We start from the raw sequence: 18683 nt of genomic DNA, 5'->3' as shown, positions 1-18683 counted from the left end.
GAGAGGAATGGGGCGAATCCCTGTGCAACAGACCGTGAAGGTGGTCGGGATCGGAGGTTCGCCCCGGCCGGACTCGACGGCCGAACGGGCGCTCCGCGCCGTCCTGGCCGAAGCGGAGCGGCAAGGCGCCGAGGTGTCGCTCGTCGGCGGCGCCGAGCTGGTGATGCCGCTCTACGACCCGCGGGACGAGCTCCGCTCGCCGCGGGCACGGCGCCTGGTGTCCGAGGTGGCCGCCGCGGACGGCCTCGTCCTCGCGAGCCCCGCCTACCACGGGAGCATCTCGGGACTCGTGAAGAACGCCCTCGACCACGTCGAGGAGCTGCGCGACGACGCCCGCCCGTACTTCAGCGGGCGGGCCGTCGGCAGCCTCGCCGTCGCCCAGGGCTGGCAGGGCGGCGTGTCCACGCTGGCCGCGCTCCGCGACGTCACCCACGCGCTGCGCGGCTGGCCCACCCCCCTCGGCGTCGTGGTGAACACCACGACGGCAGGCTTCGGGCCGGACGGCGAATGCACCGACCCGCACCTGCGGCGCCGCCTGGAGACCATGGCGACGCAGGTCGTGGACTTCGCCCGGATGACCGCCCTCGCGTCGACGGCACGGGCCGCCGCCGACGTCGGGGCCCTGTCGCCGGCGGGGAAGCGAGGACGCGCGTGGTGACCCCCACGGCCGCGCGCCCGGCCGGGCGACCGTCGGCCCATGGCGCCGTCACCCGCCCCCGGCCCGTGCCGGGGGCCGCGCTCCGCCTGTTCCTGTTCCACCACGCCGGCGGCTCGCACCTCCTCTACCGGGGCTGGGAGCACGAGTTCCCCGCCGACTGGGAGGTCTGCGTACTGGACGCCCCCGGCCGGGGACGGCTGAGCGGCGCCCCCATGATCGACAACAGCGACGGGCTGGCGGCCTTCTTCGCCGGGGAGATCCTGCCGTGGACGGACCGCCCCTTCGCCTTCTTCGGCCACAGCATGGGATCCCTGGTCGCGTACGAACTGACCCGGCGTCTGATGGCCGAGGGGCGTCCCCTCCCCGTCTGGCTGGGCGTGTCCGCCTGCGGCGCGGCGCCGCGGCCCGCCCGCGACACGACGACGCCGCGCGCACGCCACCTGCTCACCGACGACGAGCTGAGGAACTGGCTCCGGTCGGTGGGCGGCACGCCCGACGCGGTACTGGACGACGACGAGATCTGGCGACACTTCGGCCCCACCTTCCGCAACGACTTCGCCCTCGTCGACACCTGGCGGCCGGCGGCGCACGCCGAACCGCTGCCCCTCCCCGTCTCCGCGTTCGGCGGCGATCGCGATCCCGTGGTCGGGAGGGAGCGGCTGGCCGCCTGGGCGGGCCGGACGGAGCGCTTCCTCGGCCTGAACATGTTCGACGGCGGGCACTTCTACCTGTCGGAACACCGCCGCGCGGTCGCCCGGCGCATCATCGCGGCGGTGGCGGCGGCACGCCGGACGGCACGGGGGCGCCCCGCGTGACGGCGCCCGAGGCCCACCTCTGGACGGTACGGCTCCCTGCCTCGGCGAGCGAGGACGACCTCGCCCTGCTCGACGACGCCGAACGCGCCAGGGCCGAACGGTACCGGCGGCCCCGGGACAGGGCGTCCTTCGTGGCCGGACGGGCCGCCCTGCGGCGCGTGCTGGCAGAGCACCTGGGCGTGGGGGCCGACACGATCGCCTGGGGGCGCGCCCCGTGCCCCGGCTGCGGCAGCGACCACCACGGGCCGCCGCGCATCGTCTCGCCCCCGGCCTCCCCGGCCTTCAGCTTCTCCCGCTCGGACCGGTGGGCGCTGGTGGGCGTGTCCGCCTCCGGGCCGCTGGGGGTGGACGTCGAGACGGTGCGCCCCCTCGACGTCCCGGGCACGGCGGGCCAGTGCCTCTCGCCGGCCGAGGCGGCGTACGTCCTCGGCCTTCCGCCGGGAGAGCGGCTGAGGGCCTTCCACCGTGCCTGGGTCCGCAAGGAGGCGGTCACCAAGGCGGTCGGGGTCGGCATCGCGACGGACCTGAGAACCGTCGACGTCAGCCCCGACCGCGACGGCCCCGTCGACGTCCGCTGCGGTACGGGGCGGGGCCCGAGCTCCTGGACGGTGACCGATGTCGACGTCGGCGCCGGAGCGTTCGCGGCACTCGCCCTTCCGGGAACGGGGGGCCGGCCCGCGATCCGTGCGCGGCGCCGGGACATTCGTGAAAGCAGGAAAGGAAACAGATGAGATTCGTCGCCTTCTCCGGGAGCCTGCGGGCCCGCTCGCTGAACACCGCCGTGGTGCGCACGGTCGCCGAACTGTGCCGGCCGCCGGTGTCGGTGACGGTCTACGAGGGGCTCGGAGCGCTGCCGTTCTTCGACCAGGACGTGGAGGGCGAGTGTCCGCCGCCCGAGGTCATGGCCTTCCGGGCCCTGCTGGAGTCCGCCGACGCGGTCCTGATCTCCAGCCCCGAGTACGCGCACGGCACCTCCGGGGTCCTGAAGAACGGCCTGGAGTGGGTCGTCGGCGGCGGAGAACTCGTGGGCAAGCCCGTCGCCGTGGTCACCGCGTCGCCCTCGATGACGGGCGGCGACAGGGCCCAGGCCTGGCTCAAGGAGACCCTGGAGGTGATGGGCGCGGACGTCCTCCCGGAATCGCTCCCCATCCCCCTCGCGAGCGCCAAGGTCGCGGACGGCCGGGTCACCGACGAGGAGACGCTCGGCGCCCTGAAGGACGTGCTCGCGGCGATGGCCCGGGCGGCGAAGGAGCCGGGCCCCGAGGAGTGAGCCCGCGGTGACGGGGCCGTGCCGGCGGTGGGCACCGGCGGGCGCCTCAGCGCTTGCCGATGTCCACGAGCGGCAGCCCGCCGCCCGCCAGCACCACCTTGGAGAAGGCGCCCGCCACCTCGGTGAGCCGCCGGGTGCCCGCCGCCCCCAGGTGCTCGTACGGCGACACGGCGAGGCGGTCCGTGTCGGCCTCGACGGCACGGCGCAGCTCCGCCCCCCGCTCGGTCAGCTCGCCGGCCGCGTCGAGGATCCCGCGCTCCACCAGCCGCTCCCGGGCCGCCGCCCACTCCTCCGGCGACCAGCCCCGCGCGGACTGCAGGTGTCCGGGCCGCCAGTTGGTGCCGGTGGCCGTGTGGGACACCAGGGCCTCCAGCCCGTCGAGACCGGCCTCGGAGAGCGCGATGACGTGACCGTCCCCGCGGTGTTCGCGCAGCAGGGTCGTGGCGTGCCACAGCGCCAGGTGCGGCGCCTCGGGCACCGGCAGGTCGGCATTGGCCGAGTACAGGGGCCGGCCGGGACGAGCGCATCCCTCGGCCGCGCGGAGGGCCAGCCCGGCGGCCTCCGCCATCTCGGGGGACCTCAGGGCCTCGCGCCCCAGCAGCCGGGTGAGGTACGCGTCCGTGATCCGCAGCCGGGCCTCCAGGACGGTCGTGGGGGAGGCCGCGTCCCAGGCGCGGGGAAGGTGCCGTGCGACGAGATCCGGGTGGAAGGTGTAGAAGGCCGCCGTGACCACGCCGGCGCCGACCGTCCCGAGCGGAGCGGCCCGCCCGGCCAGATACGCCATGGGACCGCTTTCGAGGCCCAGCTCCCCGTAGGTCTCGTCGTGCTCGGCCGAGAAGTAGTACGCCGCGTGGATCGGATGGTGGGCGTTGAAGCAACGCCGGGCCTCGCGCGGGGATGTCGCCGTCATGACGCCCACGCTACGGGGCGGAGCACCGGAGGGGGCCGGGAAAGCCGAGAAACGGCGCCGGGCCGGTGACGCACCCGACGGCGGGACGCGTTCGTCCGCGTGCGGAGGCCCTCCACGACTTCCCCGCCCGCGCGCCGGGACGACGCGCATCCGGGCAGGTCCCCCACGCGGAATCACGACCTGTGGGGGAGAATATCGGGCGTATGGTCGGTATGCGGGCGTGGCGGGGCGTTTCCGTCCGCCCGGCGGTCGTGACGGTCGGCACCCGCGCAACCGCTCGGAGGCGTCGCGGGGCACGGGCGGAGGAGGCGAGGTGCGGCGCATGGGCGGACCCGAGGAGCCGGACGGGACCCGGCTGCTGGACGAGACGCTGGCCGACACGGTCCGGCGGACCGGCGCCTCCGCCGGGGCCGTCTACCTGCTCGACGAGGCCATGCGGACCCTTGGCATGACGGCACTCTGCGGAGTGCCCCTGGAAGTCGCGTGGCCGTGGCGACGGGTGTCGCTGGACGCACCCGTCCCGGTGAGCGACGCGGTCCGCGAGGACCGCCTGGTGTGGGTCGGCTCGCAGGACGACATGGCCCGCACCTATCCCCGGGCCGCCGCCAGCCTGCCGTACCGGTTCGCCCTCGCCGCGGCCCCGCTGCCCGGGCGCGACCGCTGCCGGGGAGCGATCTTCCTCCTCTGGCCCGCCAGCCACCCCGCCGAGGCCTCCCGCCGCGAGCGCGGCCACATCACGTCCGCCGCCCGGCGCATGGGCCGTGTCCTGGACGAGGTCACCGTGCCGCTCCCCGTCCCCGACCAGCCCCGCCTCGTCCCGGTCGACCCGGTCGGCCGCTCGCACGACGACCGGCGGTCCCGGGCCGCCGCGGACTACGCCGAGCGCCTGCCCGAGGGAGCCCTCGGCATGGACCTGGAGGGCCGGATCACCTTCCTGACCGCCGAGGCGGCGTCCCTGCTCGGCCTCGACGCCGGGCGGTTGCTCGACACCCGGCCCTGGCAGTCCCTGCCCTGGCTGGACGACGCGGTGGTCGAGGACCACTACCGCACCGCCGTCATCAGCCGTGACCCCGTCGCCTTCACGTCCTTGCGCCCCCCGTCCACGTGGCTGCGCTTCCAGCTCTTTCCGGACTCCAGCGGCATCAGCGTCCGCATCACCCGCGCCGACGAGGCCGCGCACGCCCGGCCGTCGACCGCCCCCGGGGCCCGGCCCGCCCCGTCGAACACGGCGCAGGTCGGACGCCTCTACCAGCTGGTCCACCTGGCCGCGGCCCTGACCGAGACGGTCGCCGTCCGTGACGTCGTCGAGCTCGTCGCCGACCAGGTGCTGCCCGCCTTCGGCGCCGACGGCCTGGTGCTGTCCGCGGCCGACGCCGGACGACTCAAGATCACCGGACACCACGGATACGACCAGGAGACCATCGACCGACTGGACGGCTTGCCCCTGGACACGGACCTCACCCCCGCCGGACAGGTCCTGAACGACGGGGTCCCGGCCTTCTTCGCCGACCGGGACGAGATGGCGCGGCGCCACCCCGGGGCGCCCCGGCTCAGTGGCAAACAGGCCTGGGCGTTCCTCCCGCTGATCGTCTCCGGCCGGCCCGTCGGCTGCTGCATCCTCTCCTACGACCGGCCCCACGGGTTCGGCGCCGACGAGCGGGCCGTCCTGACCTCCCTCGCCGGGCTGATCGCCCAGGCCCTGGACCGCGCACGGCTCTACGACGCGGCCCGGGAGCTCGCCCACGGCCTGCAGCAGGCCCTCCTGCCGCACCGGCTGCCCACCCTGCCCGGCCTCGACACGGCGGCCCGCTACCTCCCGGCCAGCCGCGGCATGGACATCGGAGGCGACTTCTACGACGTCATCCGCCTCGACGACACCACCGCCGCGGCGGTGATCGGCGACGTCCAGGGCCACAGCGCGGCGGCCGCCGCCCTCATGGGGCAGGTCCGCACCGCCATCCACGCCACCGCCGGGGGACCGCCCGGGCAGGTCCTCGCGCGGACCAACCGCGTCCTGGCCGACCTGGAGACCGATCTCCTCGTCTCCTGCACGTACGCGCACATCGACCTCGCCCGCCAGGAAGCCGTCCTGGCCAGCGCGGGCCACCCGCCCCCGCTGCTGCACGTCCCCGGCCTGCGGGCCCGCGCGGTGGAACTCGACCCCGGTCCGCTGCTGGGCGTCGACCCCGACCTCTCCTACCCCGCCACCACGCTGCCCCTCGGCCCCGGGGCGACGCTCGCCTTCTACACCGACGGCCTCGTCGAGGCACCCGGCGCGGACCCGGACCGGATCGCCGGAGACCTGGCCGTCCACCTCGCCGAGCACAGCGGCCAGGACCTCGACCGGCTGATCGACACCCTCCTGCACCGGGCCCGGCCCACCTCCCACTACACCGACGACATCGCCGTGCTCCTGCTGCGCACCGCCTCACGGCCGGGATGACGGCTTCCGCGGGCGTCGCGTACATCCGTACGGGGCATTGGCGGGGAACAGACAGGATTCGTTCGCGTCGTGCGGGTAGCCGGGGGATATGACTGCCAACGACAAGGCCCCGCTCCGTGCCGTCGCACTCGTGTGCACGCTGTCCCCTTCCCCCGCTTCCTCCAGCTCCCAACTCCTCGCGGAGCAGGTGTTGGAGGAGCTCTCCGGTCACGGAGTCACGGGAAGGGCCATCCGGATCGCCGACCACGACGTGAAGCCCGGCGTGAAGACCGACATGGGCGAGGGCGACGACTGGCCGGCCATCCGTTCCGCCGTCCTGGACGCCGACATCCTGATCCTGTCCACCCCGATCTGGCTCGGGCATCCGGCCAGCCTGACCCAGCGGGTCCTCGAACGTCTGAACGCCGAGCTCTCCGAGTCCGACGACGAGGGCCGCATGCTCACCTACGGGAAGGTCGCCGCCGTCTGCGTCGTCGGCAACGAGGACGGCGCCCACAAGGTCAGCGCCGATCTCTTCCAGGGCCTCGACGACGTGGGCTTCTCCCTCGCCCCCAACGCCGTCACCTACTGGGTCGGCGAAGCCATGCAGGGCACGGACTACCAGGACCTGGACAAGACCCCCGAGAAGACCGCGGCCACGACGGCGACCCTCGCCGCCAACACCGCCCACCTCGCCCGCCTCCTCCGGGACGCTCCGTACCCCTCCTCCTGACCCTGACCTCGGGCCCGAGCCCGCGACCGCGCCGATGCCCGAGCCCACGACCGACACCGAGATCGTGACCGTACGAAGGAACCCGTGATGTCCGACCGGCAATCCCCCGCCGTCCCCGACCCCACCACCCAGCACCCCACCCCGCCCCAACCCGACCAGGACCAGCAGCACCCCGGCTCGACCGAGGCCATGGACCCGCGGCCCGACCACGGCGAGGACTCCTACGAGGGCCACCACCTGCTCACCGACAGGGCGGCGGTCGTCACCGGCGGCGACTCCGGGATCGGCAGGGCCGTGTGTCTGGCGTTCGCGCGGGAAGGCGCGGACGTCGTGTTCACGCACCTGCCCGAGGAGAAGGCCGACGCCGAGGAGACCGCCCGCCTGGTCCGCGAAGCGGGCCGTACCGCGGTCGCCGTGCCGTGCGACATCCGGGACGAGCGGCAGTGCGCGGACCTGATCGACCGCGCGGTCGACGAACTCGGCCGCGTCGACATCCTCGTCAACAACGCCGCCTACCAGATGTCACAGCCCGACGGCATCGAGGCGATCACCACGGAGCAGTTCGACCGGGTGATGAAGACCAACCTGTACGGCATGTTCTGGCTCACCCGCCGGGCCCTGGCCCACATGCCGCGCGGCGGATGCGTCATCAACACCACGTCCGTCCAGGGCTACCAGCCCAGTCCCCATCTCCTCGACTACGCCATGACGAAGTCGGCCATCATCTCCTTCACCCACGGCCTCGCGCAGATGGTCGCGGAACGCGGCATCCGGGTGAACGCGGTCGCCCCCGGGCCGGTGTGGACCCCGCTGATCCCCGCGACGATGCCGGAGACGAAGCACTTCGGCGAACAGTCGCCGCTGGGACGTCCGGCCCAGCCGGCGGAGATGGCTCCCGCCTACGTCTTCCTCGCCTCGCCCCGGTCGAGCTACATCACCGGGGAGATCGTGAACGCCACGGGCGGGACACCGCTTCCCTGAGCCGCTACTCCTGCCGCGTCGCCTCCCGGGCCTGCTGGGCGATGTCCTCCAGCACGGTCTTGGGGTCGGCGGACGGCGCGACGGCCTTGCCGATGTTCCGCTTGATGGTGTTGCTGATCTCCAGCCAGGACGGCTCGTTGACCGGGTAGAGCTGCGCGCTGTGCAGCGCCTCCAGGAACTGCTCGGTGTCGGGATCGGCCTGCGGGCCCTGGGAGGCCTCGGCGGCGGTCACCGTCGACGGCAACAGGTGGTAGCGCCTCGCGAACTCGCTGAGGTTCTTGTCCTCGTAGACGAAGTCCAGGAACGCGCCCACCAGTTCGCGGTTGCCGTCCCGCTTGAAAGCCATCATCCAGTCGGCGACGCCCGCCGCGGGCGGGATCCTCCCCTCCTCCAGCGTGTCCGACACCGGCATGCTCAGGGTGCCGACCTTCATCCCCTTCGCCCTCGCCTCGTGGAGGAGCGAAGGGTAGCCGTTGACCATGCCGACGTCGCCGCGGAGGAAGGCGGCGAAGGCGTCCTGCCGGTTGAGCTTGGCCGGCGGGACCGGGCCCGTCAGGCCGGGCACGACCAGGTTGTCCTTGATCCAGCGGAACGTCTCCGTGTTCTGCTCGGAGGCGATGGTGTACTGGCCGCTGACGTCGGTGTACCCGCCGCCGTTGCTCAGTTCCCAGATCAGGGCTTCGGCGTGCGCCTCCTCGGGGCCGAGCGGCAGGGCGTACGGATAGGGCACGCCCTTCTTCTTCAGGGCCTCGGCCGCCTCCTTCAGGTCCGACCAGGTCTTCGGCGGCTCGGCACCGGCCTTGTCGAACAGCTCCTCGTTGTAGAAGAGCAGCCGGCTGCTGGCCACGAAGGGCAGGCCGTACAGGGTGTTGTCGACCGAGCCCGCGGCCGCGAGGGGCCGCAGGAAGTTCGCCTCCGCCCTGATCGACAGCAGTTCGTCGGCGGGGTAGAGGCGCCCCTGCGCGGCGAAGTCGGAGTACGCGCCCATGAGGGCGACGTCCGGCGCGTCGTCCTGCTGGACCATGCGGGTGACCTCGCGGTCGACGTCGGCCCACGGGTAGAGCGTCACCTCGACCTTCTTGCCGGGATGGGCGGCGGTGAAGGCGGCGGTGAGCTTGTCCCAGTAAGCCCTGGAGCCGGTCGCCGGGTTGTCACCGTACTCGGGGGCCACCAGGCGCAGCGTCGTCCCGGTGCTCCCGGACGAACCGCAGGCGGTGACGAGCGAGCCCAGCAGTCCGAATGCGGCCACGGATGCGGTCATGCCGAAAATTCTCGGTCGCACGGATCTTCCCTCTTGATTTTTTGGACAGTGCGTCCGGAATTCTCTCCCGGTCAGGGAGCTTATTTCGCCCCCTACTCGACGGTTGTGCTCTATCTCCAACCCGGCGGATTCCGAATGGTGTCTTCCGATATGAGGGTGCCGGTTCCGACGCGCGTAGAACCCTCCACGGAGTCCACCGTGACTCCGCGGAGGAGCATTGACGAGGGGACGGCCGACCGCGCACCACGGCCTTCGACGCGCGGTCGGCCGGACGAACGTCCGGTCAGGCCGGCCGCCAGTCGGGGTGACGGCCGCTGAGGCCGATCACGCGGTCCAACAGGGGGGCGGTGTCCGGCACCACCACGACGGGACCGAAGAAGCCTTCGTCGGAGGAGCCGTCGGCCGGAGTCAGCAGGGCCTCGGAGACCCTCAGTTCCTCCTCGCTCACCTCGTACGCCTGACCGCTCGCCCGCGCCAGGTCCCAGCCGTGGATCAGCAGCTCGTCGAGCGCGACCCGGCCCATGACGGCGGCCGGCAGGTGGACCCCGCCCGCCTGCGTGTCCCCTTCCCAGGCGTCGGGCTCCCGCCAGGCGGCGGCCAGCTCTTCCAGCGCCTGCGGCAGGGCCGTCCGCCAGTCCTCCCTCAGTACCGGCCGGAACGAGCCGGGCGGTGTGGCGGTGTCGGGTCCGAAGCGCTTGCGGGCCGCGTCGCGGAAGGCGACGCTGAGCCCGGAGACATGGGCGAGCACCTCCCGTACCGCGTACTCGGGACAGGGCGTCGGATCGTCGAGGCGCTCGTCGTGGATGCCCTCCGCGATGCGGGCGACGCGCTCCGCCGCCGCTCCCAGGTCGACGGGCGCCGTGCGTGGTGTGTTCTCCATGCAGAGTGGACCCCCGCCCCGCCGGAAACTCATCGCTCCGCGCCCCGCCGGAAACCCGTCACTCCGCGCCCCACCGGTTTTTCCTCCGGATTGCCCGCGTGACGATGTCTTGCCGCAGTCTTGGCTGCGCTTTGGCGGGTGACGGCCGCTCCCGCACTAGCGTTCCCGTCATGCCGTCACACCCCCCGCGCCCCGGCGCGCTCCAGGTCCTGCCGTACCGCAAGCCCACGCGCGGTCGGGACTACTGGATCCTGGACGACGTCCTGCTCGACCCCGACGCGGTGCGCGCCCGCATGTTCGAGCGGGACGAATGGGTGGAGGGCTATCCCCACAAGCCCGAGCCGTGGCCGGGGCTGCGCACGATGCCCGGCCTCGAACCGGCGGAGCTCGCGCACGTGGAGAAGCTGGTGCGCGGGACCGTCGGGGTCCAGAGGCTCTGGACCGTCGATCCCGCCGGCGCCGGCACCTTCAACCACAACTGCGTCCAGGTCGTCGGGGAGGGCGAGTGCACGCCGCGCCCGCACACGGATTCCCGGAGCCTGTGCCGCTACGCGGCGGTGCTGTACCTCACCCCGGACCTGCCCGAGGGCTGCGGCACCAGCTTCCACCGCCAGAACCTGCCCGGCGGTGTGCTCGGCGGCAACCAGGTGCTCGCCCCGCACGACAACCTGGTCGACGCGCTGGGCACCCGCTTCGTGCCGGAGGACTCCTTCACCGAGGACCTGCGCGTCCCGCCCCGCTACAACCGCCTGCTGTTGTACTCGGCCAACCTCATCCACACCGCGACCGGTTACACGGGCACCACCCTGCGGGACAAGCGGATGACGGCCGTCTTCTTCTGGATGGCCTAGCGGGTCCTCCGTCGACCGGGCCGGGGCGGAGATCGGCGCCGGTCGGCGGTCAGCGTCCGAGCGCGGCGAGCAGGGGGCGCCAGTCGATGTGGCGCTCCTCCGTGCCCTGGGGGACCAGGGCGAACGTCTCCCGCACCACGGCGGTCAGCCGGTCCGCGTCGACCAGGACGTTGGCGCGGTGCCCGGCGGGTCCGAGCCGGAGCAGGAGCATGCCGTCGTCGGCGGGCCGCAGGTGGACCTCCCCGTCACCGGTCGGCGTGAGCGAGCCGATCATGACCATCTCCCGGTCCAGGTGCCAGACGACGGGTTCGGGCTCCAGGAGGTGGAAGGTGATGCTCAGCGCGTGGGGGGAGCGGGAGGTGTAGCCGAGGGTCGTGTCGATCGGGACCATCGCCTCGGGGGTGATCAGTTGCATGGACATGTTGCGCGTCATGGTCTTCAGCGGGGGGAGCGACTGGGACATGGGGTCCTCCGGCTTCGTGCGTCGGAAGCGGGTGTGCTCTGCTCCTGACCCCTCGATCCCCTGTTACTCCTCGCCTTCGTGGGACAGATGCGGTGACCTTGTCGTGATCCTGTGGAGAAGGCCCCGTCCCGGCGCCTCCCGGTCCTCGGCGGCGTCCACGCGCGCGGTGGGCCCCGGCGGACTCAAGGGGGCGTCAGGTCGTCGAGCCGCGCCGCGAGTTCGGGGTGGTCGGCGAGGTGGGGGCGGGTGGCGGTGAGGGGGTCGACGAGCTCCGCCGGGTCGCTGTGGGCGAGGGCCGCGTGGAGCCGGCTCAGCGGCAGGTCGGCCGCCGTCGGCAGGTCGGTGAGGGCGCTGATCCGGCCGGCGATGCTGCGCAGGTCCGCCGCGTTGCTGCGGGCCCAGGTGGCGGTGGTGCGCTCGGCCGCGCGGCGCTCGCGGGTGGCCTGGACGCGCTGTTCGCCGGTCGTCCCGACGGGGCCCGGTCGGTTGCGCAGGTAGCGCCGCTCGGCGGCCTGGCGGCTGGCGACGCCGAGCGGACGGGCGAGCTCGGCCCAGCTGGCGCCCGCGTGACGGGCGGTCTCGATCAGGCCGGTCTCCCACCCGGCGAGCTCCTCGCGCACCTGCCGCAGCAGCAGGAGCGAGGCCAGGGCCTGATCCGTGCCGACGGCACGCGCCTCGCCGGCACCGGGGGGCGTGTGCCGAGCGGCCCGCAGCGCCTCGTCCACGGCCCGGAGGGCCGCCGCGGCGGCGAGGAACGACGCCGGGCTCTGCGCGTCGGCGCCGGAGGGTTCCGGTCGGTCGGCCGGGGTCATGGGCGTCTCCCTCGGTGGTCGTCCTTCGGATGACGACCTCGCTTGTCATCCATCGGACGACATGTTACAACGGTTTCAGCGAGGCGCATTGGCAGCAACTGCCCGAACCTCTGGAGGTGTTCTTCGATGTTGATGCGCACTGATCCCTTCCGCGAGCTCGACCGGCTGGCCCAGCAGGTGATGGGTCCGGGGACCTGGACGCGACCGTCCCCGATGCCCATGGACGCCTACCGCGAGGGCGACGAGTACGTGGTGGCCTTCGACGTCCCCGGCGTCGGTCCCGACGCGATCGACATCGACGTCGAACGGAACATGCTGACGGTCAAGGCCGAGCGCCGGCCCGTGACGAAGGCCGACGACGTGCAGATGGAGCTCTCGGAGCGACCGCTGGGCGTCTTCTCGCGCCAGATCGTGCTGGCCGACACGCTGGACACCGAGCGCATCCAGGCCGACTACGAGGCAGGTGTGCTCACCCTGCGGATCCCGATCGCCGAGCGCGCCAAGCCCCGCAAGATCGCCATCGGCGCCGGGGCCGGCCGCAGGGAGATCTCCGGCTGAGCCGGAGGCACGAGGGCTGAACAGCGGCGGAGGACGGGCACCTGATCTCCCCCTCACCCGTCCTCCGCGCCCCCGGACCGAGGAAAGGCGGTGGTCGACGTGACCGTGCGACGGGAGGCGTTTCTCGGCCAGGTGCAGGAACGCGGCACGTACGACACCGCGCGGGAGGCCGAACGCGCGGCCCGCGTGGTGCTCGCCCTGCTGGGCGCACACCTGGTGGGCGAGGTGCGCGCCCGATTGGCCGCGCGCCTGCCGGAAGGCTTCGCCCTGATCCTGCTCAACCCGCTCCAGAGCGCCGAGCCGCTCTCGCCCGAGCGGTTCGTACGGGCGACGGCGGCCTGGATCGAGGGCGCTACGGAACGGACCGCGGCCTGGGACGTCAGCGCCGTCCTCTCGACGGTCGCCGACGCCGCCGACGACGACCTCCTCAAGGAGGTCCTGCTCCAACTGCCCGAGGGCTACGACCTCCTCTTCGGCCGGCCCCGGCCCATCTGACCGTCCCACCACCGGTGGCCGCGCGCCGGCCACCACGACCCCGGTGACAGAAAGGCAACCACCGCAGTGATGTCCGACCAGAGCGCACCGTTCCGGCAGCCCTACGGAAGGGCGTACGAGCAGATGCTGGAAAAGGTCCGCCACGACGGCGCCTACCCCGACCGCGCGAGGGCCGAGGAAGCCGTCCGCCTCGTCCTCGGGGGGCTGGGACGCCGGCTGACCGGCGACGAACGCGTCGAACTGGCCGCCCGCCTGCCCTTCGAGGCCGCGCGCATCCTCACCGCCCAGATCCCCGACCCCCAGCCGCTGGGGGGCTGGGCGTTCGTCAAGGAACTCGCCGCCCGCACCGGCGCCTCCCTGGCCACCACCCGCTGGGACACCGGATCGGTCTTCTCCGTCGTCGCGGCCTACGCCGGACCCGAGCTCCTGACCCGCATCCTCCGTCAACTCCCCGCCGGTTACGCACTGCTGTTCGGCCGCGCCGAACTCGTCCCCGCCGCGTAGGGCGCGACGCGGGCGCCGGGGGCGGACACGACCGACGCGCGGCCGTCCGTCCCGCCCCGCCTCGCCCGGTCCGCGCCGCACCACGGCCCGGGACGACCACCGCGATCGGTTCCGGTCGCCCCGCCGGGTGAAGCCCCATCAGGTCGAACGCGCCCGCCCGGTGGATTCCAGCACGGCGGTGAGGAAGCGGCGCACCGTCTCCAGCTCGTCCGCCCCGAAATCCTCCGCGACCGCCACCACGTCGCCGATCACCGGCCCGAAGAAGGCCCACCCGAGTTCCGTGGCCCTCTCCTCCACCTTCAGCAGCACGCGTCGCCGGTCCGCCGTGTCCCTGCTGCGCGAGACCAGACCGAGTCGCTCCAGCCGGTCCACCAGGGAAGTGGTCCCCGCGGAGTTCAGCCGCAGCTGCTCGCCGAGCCATCCGGGCGTGGCCCGGGTACCGGCGCGCTCCGCGTCCAACAGGTGGATCAGTGCGCGCACATCGGTGGGATGCAGCCCGTGACGCGCCGCAAACTCGGCGCCGAGCAGGTCGAACTCCACGGTGACCGCGCGCAGCAGGTGCACCAGCCCCATCACGGGACTTCGATCGTCCATGCGTACTCCTCCGCTCCATGGTTAATATCTCGCTGAGCGAGATTATCGCCCAGCGAGAGGAAACGCCGTGTCCCCGTCCGAGTTCGACCAGGCGTACGACGAGCTCCGGGCCCGCTGGCCCGAGTCCACCGAGGAGCGTGACGTCTCCACCCCGTACGGCCCCACCCGGGTCCACGTGTACGGCGCGCCGGGCGGGAGCCCCCTGGTCCTGCTGCCCGGCGGCTCCGCGACCGGCCTCGTCTGGTTCGCCAACGCACCGGCGCTGGGGGAGCGGTACCGGGTCCACGCGGTGGACCTGATGGGCGACGTCGGCCGCACCGAGCGCCGGGGCAGGCCGTTGAGGAACGCCGACGACCTGACGGCCTGGCTGGACGCGGTCCTGGACGGCCTCGGGCTCACCCGCACGCACCTGTGCGGGCACTCGTACGGCGCCTGGCTGGCCGCCCGGTACGCGGCGCACGCGCCGTCGCGGGTGGACCGCCTCGCCCTCGTGGACCCCACCCAGGTCTTCGCCGGCTTCCGCCCCGGTTACCTGCTGCGCGCGCTGCCCACCCTGATCCGCCCCAGTGAGGCCCGGGCGCGCGCCTTCCTGGCCTGGGAGACGGCGGGCACGCACCCGGACGAGACCTGGCAGCGCCTCTACGCGCTCGCCGCCACCGTCCCCGGCCGCAAGCCGGTCACCGGCGCCCGCCCCCGCGCCGCCGACCTCGACATGCCCGTCCTGGTCCTCCTCGCGGAGAACAGCCGCACCCACCACGCCGCCCAGGTCGCCGAACGGGCCCGCCGGGCGCTCCCGCACGGAGAGGTGGCACTGCTCCCCGGAGCCACCCACCACTCCCTGCCGCTCACCGCGCCGAAGGAACTCGACGACCGGCTGACGGCCTTCCTGGACGGAGGAACCGTGGAGGGCCGCGACCCCGAACCGCCCCGGAACATCCGTGCGTGACCCGCGCCCCGCCGAGCCCTCGCGCGGCACCGGCGGACGACGGCGCGGCTGCGCCCCGTCAGGGCACGGCGAAGCCGGAGGAGAGCTCGGTCGCGGGGCTCTCCCGAACCGCTGACGGTCGACACCGACTCCTTCGGCCCCCGCGACGCCGACCGACCCCACCCGGGCGCCGCCCGCCGCCCCCGGGCACGACCGAGAGCGTCCGCGGGGCGCCGCCCGGGTGGGGTCAGAGGTCCTTGTGCATGAGGACGCACATCGTCTCGTGGCGACGGATCGACCCGTCGGGTCCTTCCTCGTCCCAGGCGTCCGGTTCACGGCCGTGGGCGACGTAGCCCAGACGCTCGTAAAGGGCCCGCGCCCGGGGGTTGTCCTCCTCCACCGCGAGCTCGGCCCTGCGAAGCCCGCGGTCCCGGATCCGCTGCTCGGCCGCTCGGACGAGCAGCGTTCCCAGGCCGCAGGACCGCAGCGCGGGCAGCACGGCGAGCTGCCAGAGGGTTCCGGCCCCCTCGGAGACCCGGTAGTCGATGCCGCCGATCGCCACCGGCAGGTCCACGGGAGTGCACACGGCCAGGTAGTCCACCTCGCCCGCCGCGGCGCGCGCCAGCTCCCGCTCCACGTGGCGCAGATGGGTGGCCGAGCCGGACCAGGTGCACGCGGGCAGGTCCCGGGGCAGCAGATCGCGCACGCCGACGGACAGGGCGACGGCGGTCGCGGCGGAGTCGTCTTCAGGGGTCACGCACCGAAGCATGCGACCGCGGCGACGGCACGGCAAAGGAATTCCTCCGGACCGGCCCGGTCTTCTCAGGCCTCGCGGGCGCCCTCCAGGTCGGTGAGGGCGGTGCGGAGCCAGGTGAGTTCCGCCCGGGTGGTGGCGCGGGCGACGGTCAGGATGCCGTGGCGGAACGGATCGTCCAGTTCTTCCGCGCGCAGCGGGCGGTCGCCGTCGTAGAAGAAGCTGGCGGGTTCTTCCAGGAAGGCGAGGCGACGGCGCAGGACCGCGGCCTGGGCGGCGGGGTCGTCGAGGTGGCGCAGGAAGGCCAGGAGGGTGAACCAGCGGTTCTCGTCGGTCACTTCGGGCCCCTCGGCGCCGGCGAGGCGGCGGCGGAGTTCGTCCCGGCCGGCGGGGGTGAGGGTGAGGACCTGGCGGGGCGCGGCGGCCGGGCCGGGCCGGGTCTCCCGTACCAGCAGACCGCCCTTCTCCAGGCGCTTGATCGCCGGGTAGAGGGTGGACTCGCCCACCGGGCGCACGTGGCCGGTGAGGGCGGTGATGCGCTTGCGCAGTTCGTAGCCGTGCAGCGGGGTCTCGTAGAGGAAACCCAGGATCGACAGTTCCAGCATGCCCGCATTCTCCCGCAGGATTGCGCCGTCATAGTACTACGTTGGCGTAGTACTATGACGGCGAAGTATTCGAGAGGGGAGCGGACTGTGCGCGAGGCACGATTCGACGGGCGGGGCAGTGCCATCCGATGGACCGAGGCGGCCGGCGAGGGGCCCGCGGTGGTGTTCGTGCACGGCCTCGGCGCCGCGTCGACCGTCTACCACGCGCACATCGCGGCCCGCCCCGAACTCGCCGGCCGCCGGCTCCTCTTCGTCGACCTGCCGGGACACGGCATCAGCGACCGGCCAGCCGACTTCGACTACGGCCTGGAGGACCACGCGGACGCCCTGGCCGCCGTGCTCGACGCCGCCCGGGTGCGCGGCGGGGTGATCGCCGGACACAGCATGGGCGGCGCGGTCGCCGTCGTCCTCGCCCACCGCAGGCCCGACCTGGTGGGGCGGCTCGTCGTCACCGAGGGCAACCTCGACCCGTTCCCGGCGCCGACGGCCGGCAGCAGCGGCATCGCGTCGTACACGGAGGAGGAGTTCGTACGGGGCGGGGGCTTCGCCCGCGTCCTGGAGCGCGTCGGCCCGGCCTGGGCGGCCACCATGCGCCTGACCGACCCGCTCGCCCTGCACCGCTCCGCCGTCCGCCTGGTGCGCGGCACCGAACCCGTGATGCGGGAGATGCTCGTCCACGCGCGCGTCCCGCGCGTCTACCTGCAAGGCGCGCTGAGCGGTGACCTGCCCGGCGCGGACGGCCTCCGGGCCGCCGGAGTGGACGTCGTGACCGTCCCCGGCGCCGGCCACAACGTCATGTTCGACGACCCCGACGCCTTCGCCGGTGCGGTGGCGGCCTGAGGAATCCGTCCGGCGGGTGCCCCGCGGCGGGGCCGTCGGGGATTGGCCGTATCTGGTCTGCCGCACGGAGCCCGACTGACGCTTGATGGGCCTCCTGCGGGACACGGGACGTGTGACGAGTGCAGGGGGGCACATGGACACCACGGGGAACTTCGGCCCGCCGCCGCCACGAACACCGCCGCCGCGGACACCACCGCCCCGCGGACGCGTTGGGGCGGTTGCTCGGACTGCTGGGCTGAAGCGCGTCGCGGAAGGCGGAAGGCGGTGCGGGAGCGGGGCGGGAACGGGCCCGGCGGCCGTTCGGTGACCGTCACACGCTGAACCACCGCGTCGTCGGAGCCCGGACCGCACTTCCGGACCGAACCGTGGCCGTACGCCCGCCCGACATCCGCTTCCGGGGGCCCGTACGACTCACCGGGCGGCGCCTCCCGTACGACCCATTGAGCGCTGCCTCCCGTACGCTCACCGGGCGGCGCCTCCCGTACGCTCACCGGGCGGCGCCTTCTGTACGGCTCACCGGGCGGCGCCCCCGCACAACTCACCGTGCGGCGGCCGGACCCGCCCCGGCCCCGTCCGCCCCGTCGGCTCCGGTGAAACGGGCCGTCGCCAGGACCGTGCCGTCCGCGGCCACCAGACGGGCGCCGCTCAGGGCGCCGGGGGCCGGGTCCACGGGGGCCGGAGCGCCCCAGTAGCCGTAACCGGCCTTCACGTGGAAGGAGCCGAGCGGTACGGCGGACCCGTCGGCGCGCACCAGGAGGCACCGCACCGGGCCGTCGGCCGCCGCTCCGTCACGGAGGTCGACCGACATGTACACCCAGCCGTTCCCGCCCGTGGCGTCCGCCGGGTGCGCGTAGATCCGGCCCACCTCCCGGCCGTTCCCGGCGCGGTCCGGGGACACCAGCGCCGCCTCCAGGACGCGCGGCGCGGGTGCCACCACCCGGGGCGCGCCCTCCACCACGGTCCCCGCCGCCCAGCCGCCGAAACCGAAGGCCAGCGCCGTGGCCACGCCTGCCGCCGCCATGCGGAAGCGGTGCCCCCGCACCCGGCGCCCGGTCACCGCACGGGCCGCCGGAGCGGGGAGGGGGGAAGGGGCGGGCGCGGGAGGGACAGGAGGAGGGAGAGCACCGGGCGCGGGGAGCATCGCCCGTACGGCCCGGCTCTCGAAACCCACCGGGGGCTCCGCCCCGGGCAGCAGCCCGAGCAACCCGTCCCCGACCGCCGTCAGCCGCTCCACGTACGCCCGGCAGTCCGGGCAGCGGTCCAGGTGGGCCACCGCTTCGGCCCGCTCGCGCGCGGGAAGGATCCCGAGCGCCAGTTCGGCGCCCTCCTCGCGCAGCCGCTCGCAGTCCATG

Annotated in this window: 22 protein-coding genes; 13 read left to right on the top strand and 9 right to left on the bottom strand. The window is 73.8% G+C overall.

Annotated features, from left to right (window positions below; all coding sequences use genetic code 11):
• Window positions 1-22 precede the first annotated feature (22 nt).
• Genes ACZ66Z_RS32170 through ACZ66Z_RS32155 form a run of 4 tightly spaced genes read left to right on the top strand, consistent with a single transcriptional unit; the run spans window position 23 to window position 2743 of the window.
• On the top strand, window positions 23-658 hold the full coding sequence (locus ACZ66Z_RS32170) for an NADPH-dependent FMN reductase (RefSeq protein WP_469939113.1): 636 nt from the start codon (window positions 23-25) through the stop codon (window positions 656-658).
• Window positions 652-1473, top strand: coding sequence for a thioesterase II family protein (locus tag ACZ66Z_RS32165; protein WP_469939112.1), 822 nt, complete (start codon window positions 652-654; stop codon window positions 1471-1473). Before ACZ66Z_RS32170 ends, ACZ66Z_RS32165 begins: the two co-directional genes overlap by 7 nt.
• The gene (locus tag ACZ66Z_RS32160; protein WP_469939110.1) at window positions 1470-2204 is read left to right on the top strand and encodes a 4'-phosphopantetheinyl transferase family protein; all 735 of its coding nucleotides are present in this window, start codon (window positions 1470-1472) and stop codon (window positions 2202-2204) included. Before ACZ66Z_RS32165 ends, ACZ66Z_RS32160 begins: the two co-directional genes overlap by 4 nt.
• Window positions 2201-2743 (top strand): NADPH-dependent FMN reductase, encoded by a 543-nt coding sequence (locus ACZ66Z_RS32155; RefSeq protein WP_469939108.1) that lies wholly within the window; start codon window positions 2201-2203, stop codon window positions 2741-2743. Before ACZ66Z_RS32160 ends, ACZ66Z_RS32155 begins: the two co-directional genes overlap by 4 nt.
• A gap of 46 nt (window positions 2744-2789) precedes the next feature.
• Here the strand turns inward: ACZ66Z_RS32155 and ACZ66Z_RS32150 are convergent, their stop codons facing one another.
• Window positions 2790-3653, bottom strand: coding sequence for an SCO6745 family protein (locus ACZ66Z_RS32150; RefSeq protein WP_469939107.1), 864 nt, complete (start codon window positions 3651-3653; stop codon window positions 2790-2792).
• Window positions 3654-3975: 322 nt separating this feature from the next.
• Between ACZ66Z_RS32150 and ACZ66Z_RS32145 the strand changes: the two genes are divergently transcribed.
• The 3 genes from ACZ66Z_RS32145 to ACZ66Z_RS32135 all read left to right on the top strand — a co-directional run bounded on the left by ACZ66Z_RS32145 (window position 3976) and on the right by ACZ66Z_RS32135 (window position 7789).
• Window positions 3976-6096 (top strand): PP2C family protein-serine/threonine phosphatase, encoded by a 2121-nt coding sequence (locus ACZ66Z_RS32145; protein ID WP_469939105.1) that lies wholly within the window; start codon window positions 3976-3978, stop codon window positions 6094-6096.
• A gap of 88 nt (window positions 6097-6184) precedes the next feature.
• On the top strand, window positions 6185-6808 hold the full coding sequence (locus ACZ66Z_RS32140) for a flavodoxin family protein (protein WP_469939103.1): 624 nt from the start codon (window positions 6185-6187) through the stop codon (window positions 6806-6808).
• An 87-nt stretch (window positions 6809-6895) separates the two neighbouring features.
• On the top strand, window positions 6896-7789 hold the full coding sequence (locus tag ACZ66Z_RS32135; RefSeq protein WP_469939101.1) for an SDR family oxidoreductase: 894 nt from the start codon (window positions 6896-6898) through the stop codon (window positions 7787-7789).
• Between the two features lie 4 nt (window positions 7790-7793).
• Here ACZ66Z_RS32135 and ACZ66Z_RS32130 read toward each other — a convergent pair whose 3' ends face one another.
• Together ACZ66Z_RS32130 and ACZ66Z_RS32125 are read right to left on the bottom strand one after the other, a co-directional pair.
• Window positions 7794-9050: an extracellular solute-binding protein gene (locus ACZ66Z_RS32130; protein WP_469939099.1), complete on the bottom strand. Its 1257-nt coding sequence runs from the start codon at window positions 9048-9050 to the stop codon at window positions 7794-7796.
• 283 nt (window positions 9051-9333) lie between these two features.
• Window positions 9334-9930 (bottom strand): TIGR03086 family metal-binding protein, encoded by a 597-nt coding sequence (locus ACZ66Z_RS32125; protein WP_469939097.1) that lies wholly within the window; start codon window positions 9928-9930, stop codon window positions 9334-9336.
• 170 nt (window positions 9931-10100) lie between these two features.
• Here ACZ66Z_RS32125 and ACZ66Z_RS32120 point away from each other — a divergent pair, with 170 nt between their 5' ends.
• The gene (locus tag ACZ66Z_RS32120; RefSeq protein ID WP_469939095.1) at window positions 10101-10781 is read left to right on the top strand and encodes a DUF6445 family protein; all 681 of its coding nucleotides are present in this window, start codon (window positions 10101-10103) and stop codon (window positions 10779-10781) included.
• A 49-nt stretch (window positions 10782-10830) separates the two neighbouring features.
• Here ACZ66Z_RS32120 and ACZ66Z_RS32115 read toward each other — a convergent pair whose 3' ends face one another.
• Together ACZ66Z_RS32115 and ACZ66Z_RS32110 are read right to left on the bottom strand one after the other, a co-directional pair.
• Entirely contained in the window at window positions 10831-11244 is a 414-nt protein-coding gene (locus ACZ66Z_RS32115; RefSeq protein ID WP_469939093.1) for an SsgA family sporulation/cell division regulator, read from the bottom strand.
• A gap of 182 nt (window positions 11245-11426) precedes the next feature.
• Window positions 11427-12056: a type III effector protein gene (locus tag ACZ66Z_RS32110; RefSeq protein WP_469939092.1), complete on the bottom strand. Its 630-nt coding sequence runs from the start codon at window positions 12054-12056 to the stop codon at window positions 11427-11429.
• Between the two features lie 126 nt (window positions 12057-12182).
• Between ACZ66Z_RS32110 and ACZ66Z_RS32105 the strand changes: the two genes are divergently transcribed.
• The 3 genes from ACZ66Z_RS32105 (at window position 12183) to ACZ66Z_RS32095 (ending at window position 13613) form a co-directional block, all read left to right on the top strand.
• Window positions 12183-12614: an Hsp20/alpha crystallin family protein gene (locus ACZ66Z_RS32105; protein WP_469939090.1), complete on the top strand. Its 432-nt coding sequence runs from the start codon at window positions 12183-12185 to the stop codon at window positions 12612-12614.
• A 99-nt stretch (window positions 12615-12713) separates the two neighbouring features.
• The gene (locus ACZ66Z_RS32100) at window positions 12714-13109 is read left to right on the top strand and encodes a DUF2267 domain-containing protein (RefSeq protein WP_469939154.1); all 396 of its coding nucleotides are present in this window, start codon (window positions 12714-12716) and stop codon (window positions 13107-13109) included.
• Between the two features lie 69 nt (window positions 13110-13178).
• A complete protein-coding gene (locus ACZ66Z_RS32095; RefSeq protein ID WP_469939088.1) occupies window positions 13179-13613 on the top strand; it encodes a DUF2267 domain-containing protein in 435 nt (144 codons plus the stop codon).
• A 138-nt stretch (window positions 13614-13751) separates the two neighbouring features.
• Here the strand turns inward: ACZ66Z_RS32095 and ACZ66Z_RS32090 are convergent, their stop codons facing one another.
• The gene (locus ACZ66Z_RS32090; protein ID WP_469939086.1) at window positions 13752-14207 is read right to left on the bottom strand and encodes a MarR family winged helix-turn-helix transcriptional regulator; all 456 of its coding nucleotides are present in this window, start codon (window positions 14205-14207) and stop codon (window positions 13752-13754) included.
• Window positions 14208-14274: 67 nt separating this feature from the next.
• Between ACZ66Z_RS32090 and ACZ66Z_RS32085 the strand changes: the two genes are divergently transcribed.
• Window positions 14275-15153, top strand: a complete 879-nt coding sequence (locus tag ACZ66Z_RS32085) for an alpha/beta fold hydrolase (protein ID WP_469939085.1) — start codon at window positions 14275-14277, stop codon at window positions 15151-15153.
• Window positions 15154-15379: 226 nt separating this feature from the next.
• Here ACZ66Z_RS32085 and ACZ66Z_RS32080 read toward each other — a convergent pair whose 3' ends face one another.
• Together ACZ66Z_RS32080 and ACZ66Z_RS32075 are read right to left on the bottom strand one after the other, a co-directional pair.
• A complete protein-coding gene (locus tag ACZ66Z_RS32080) occupies window positions 15380-15901 on the bottom strand; it encodes a GNAT family N-acetyltransferase (protein WP_469939083.1) in 522 nt (173 codons plus the stop codon).
• A gap of 53 nt (window positions 15902-15954) precedes the next feature.
• Window positions 15955-16491, bottom strand: a complete 537-nt coding sequence (locus tag ACZ66Z_RS32075) for a PadR family transcriptional regulator (protein ID WP_469939081.1) — start codon at window positions 16489-16491, stop codon at window positions 15955-15957.
• Between the two features lie 87 nt (window positions 16492-16578).
• Between ACZ66Z_RS32075 and ACZ66Z_RS32070 the strand changes: the two genes are divergently transcribed.
• Entirely contained in the window at window positions 16579-17331 is a 753-nt protein-coding gene (locus ACZ66Z_RS32070; protein ID WP_469939079.1) for an alpha/beta fold hydrolase, read from the top strand.
• A gap of 538 nt (window positions 17332-17869) precedes the next feature.
• On the opposite strand, the gene ACZ66Z_RS32065 is transcribed toward ACZ66Z_RS32070, so the two are convergent.
• On the bottom strand, window positions 17870-18682 hold the full coding sequence (locus ACZ66Z_RS32065; protein ID WP_469939152.1) for an anti-sigma factor family protein: 813 nt from the start codon (window positions 18680-18682) through the stop codon (window positions 17870-17872).
• Window position 18683: the final 1 nt, after the last annotated feature.

It is taken from the genome of Streptomyces sp. NPDC107498 (assembly GCF_055582805.1).
This window is presented reverse-complemented; position numbering and strand designations above follow the sequence as displayed.

What these genes read in the sequence shown, in the direction of transcription:
- ACZ66Z_RS32155 (WP_469939108.1), top strand. Translation starts at nt 2,201, where the DNA reads ATGAGATTCGTCGCCTTCTCCGGGAGCCTGCGGGCCCGCTCGCTGAAC.
- ACZ66Z_RS32150 (WP_469939107.1), bottom strand. Translation starts at nt 3,653, where the DNA reads ATGACGGCGACATCCCCGCGCGAGGCCCGGCGTTGCTTCAACGCCCAC.
- ACZ66Z_RS32145 (WP_469939105.1), top strand. Translation starts at nt 3,976, where the DNA reads ATGGGCGGACCCGAGGAGCCGGACGGGACCCGGCTGCTGGACGAGACG.
- ACZ66Z_RS32140 (WP_469939103.1), top strand. Translation starts at nt 6,185, where the DNA reads ATGACTGCCAACGACAAGGCCCCGCTCCGTGCCGTCGCACTCGTGTGC.
- ACZ66Z_RS32135 (WP_469939101.1), top strand. Translation starts at nt 6,896, where the DNA reads ATGTCCGACCGGCAATCCCCCGCCGTCCCCGACCCCACCACCCAGCAC.
- ACZ66Z_RS32130 (WP_469939099.1), bottom strand. Translation starts at nt 9,050, where the DNA reads ATGACCGCATCCGTGGCCGCATTCGGACTGCTGGGCTCGCTCGTCACC.
- ACZ66Z_RS32125 (WP_469939097.1), bottom strand. Translation starts at nt 9,930, where the DNA reads ATGGAGAACACACCACGCACGGCGCCCGTCGACCTGGGAGCGGCGGCG.
- ACZ66Z_RS32120 (WP_469939095.1), top strand. Translation starts at nt 10,101, where the DNA reads ATGCCGTCACACCCCCCGCGCCCCGGCGCGCTCCAGGTCCTGCCGTAC.
- ACZ66Z_RS32115 (WP_469939093.1), bottom strand. Translation starts at nt 11,244, where the DNA reads ATGTCCCAGTCGCTCCCCCCGCTGAAGACCATGACGCGCAACATGTCC.
- ACZ66Z_RS32110 (WP_469939092.1), bottom strand. Translation starts at nt 12,056, where the DNA reads ATGACCCCGGCCGACCGACCGGAACCCTCCGGCGCCGACGCGCAGAGC.
- ACZ66Z_RS32105 (WP_469939090.1), top strand. Translation starts at nt 12,183, where the DNA reads ATGTTGATGCGCACTGATCCCTTCCGCGAGCTCGACCGGCTGGCCCAG.
- ACZ66Z_RS32095 (WP_469939088.1), top strand. Translation starts at nt 13,179, where the DNA reads ATGTCCGACCAGAGCGCACCGTTCCGGCAGCCCTACGGAAGGGCGTAC.
- ACZ66Z_RS32090 (WP_469939086.1), bottom strand. Translation starts at nt 14,207, where the DNA reads ATGGACGATCGAAGTCCCGTGATGGGGCTGGTGCACCTGCTGCGCGCG.
- ACZ66Z_RS32080 (WP_469939083.1), bottom strand. Translation starts at nt 15,901, where the DNA reads ATGCTTCGGTGCGTGACCCCTGAAGACGACTCCGCCGCGACCGCCGTC.
- ACZ66Z_RS32075 (WP_469939081.1), bottom strand. Translation starts at nt 16,491, where the DNA reads ATGCTGGAACTGTCGATCCTGGGTTTCCTCTACGAGACCCCGCTGCAC.
- ACZ66Z_RS32065 (WP_469939152.1), bottom strand. Translation starts at nt 18,682, where the DNA reads ATGGACTGCGAGCGGCTGCGCGAGGAGGGCGCCGAACTGGCGCTCGGG.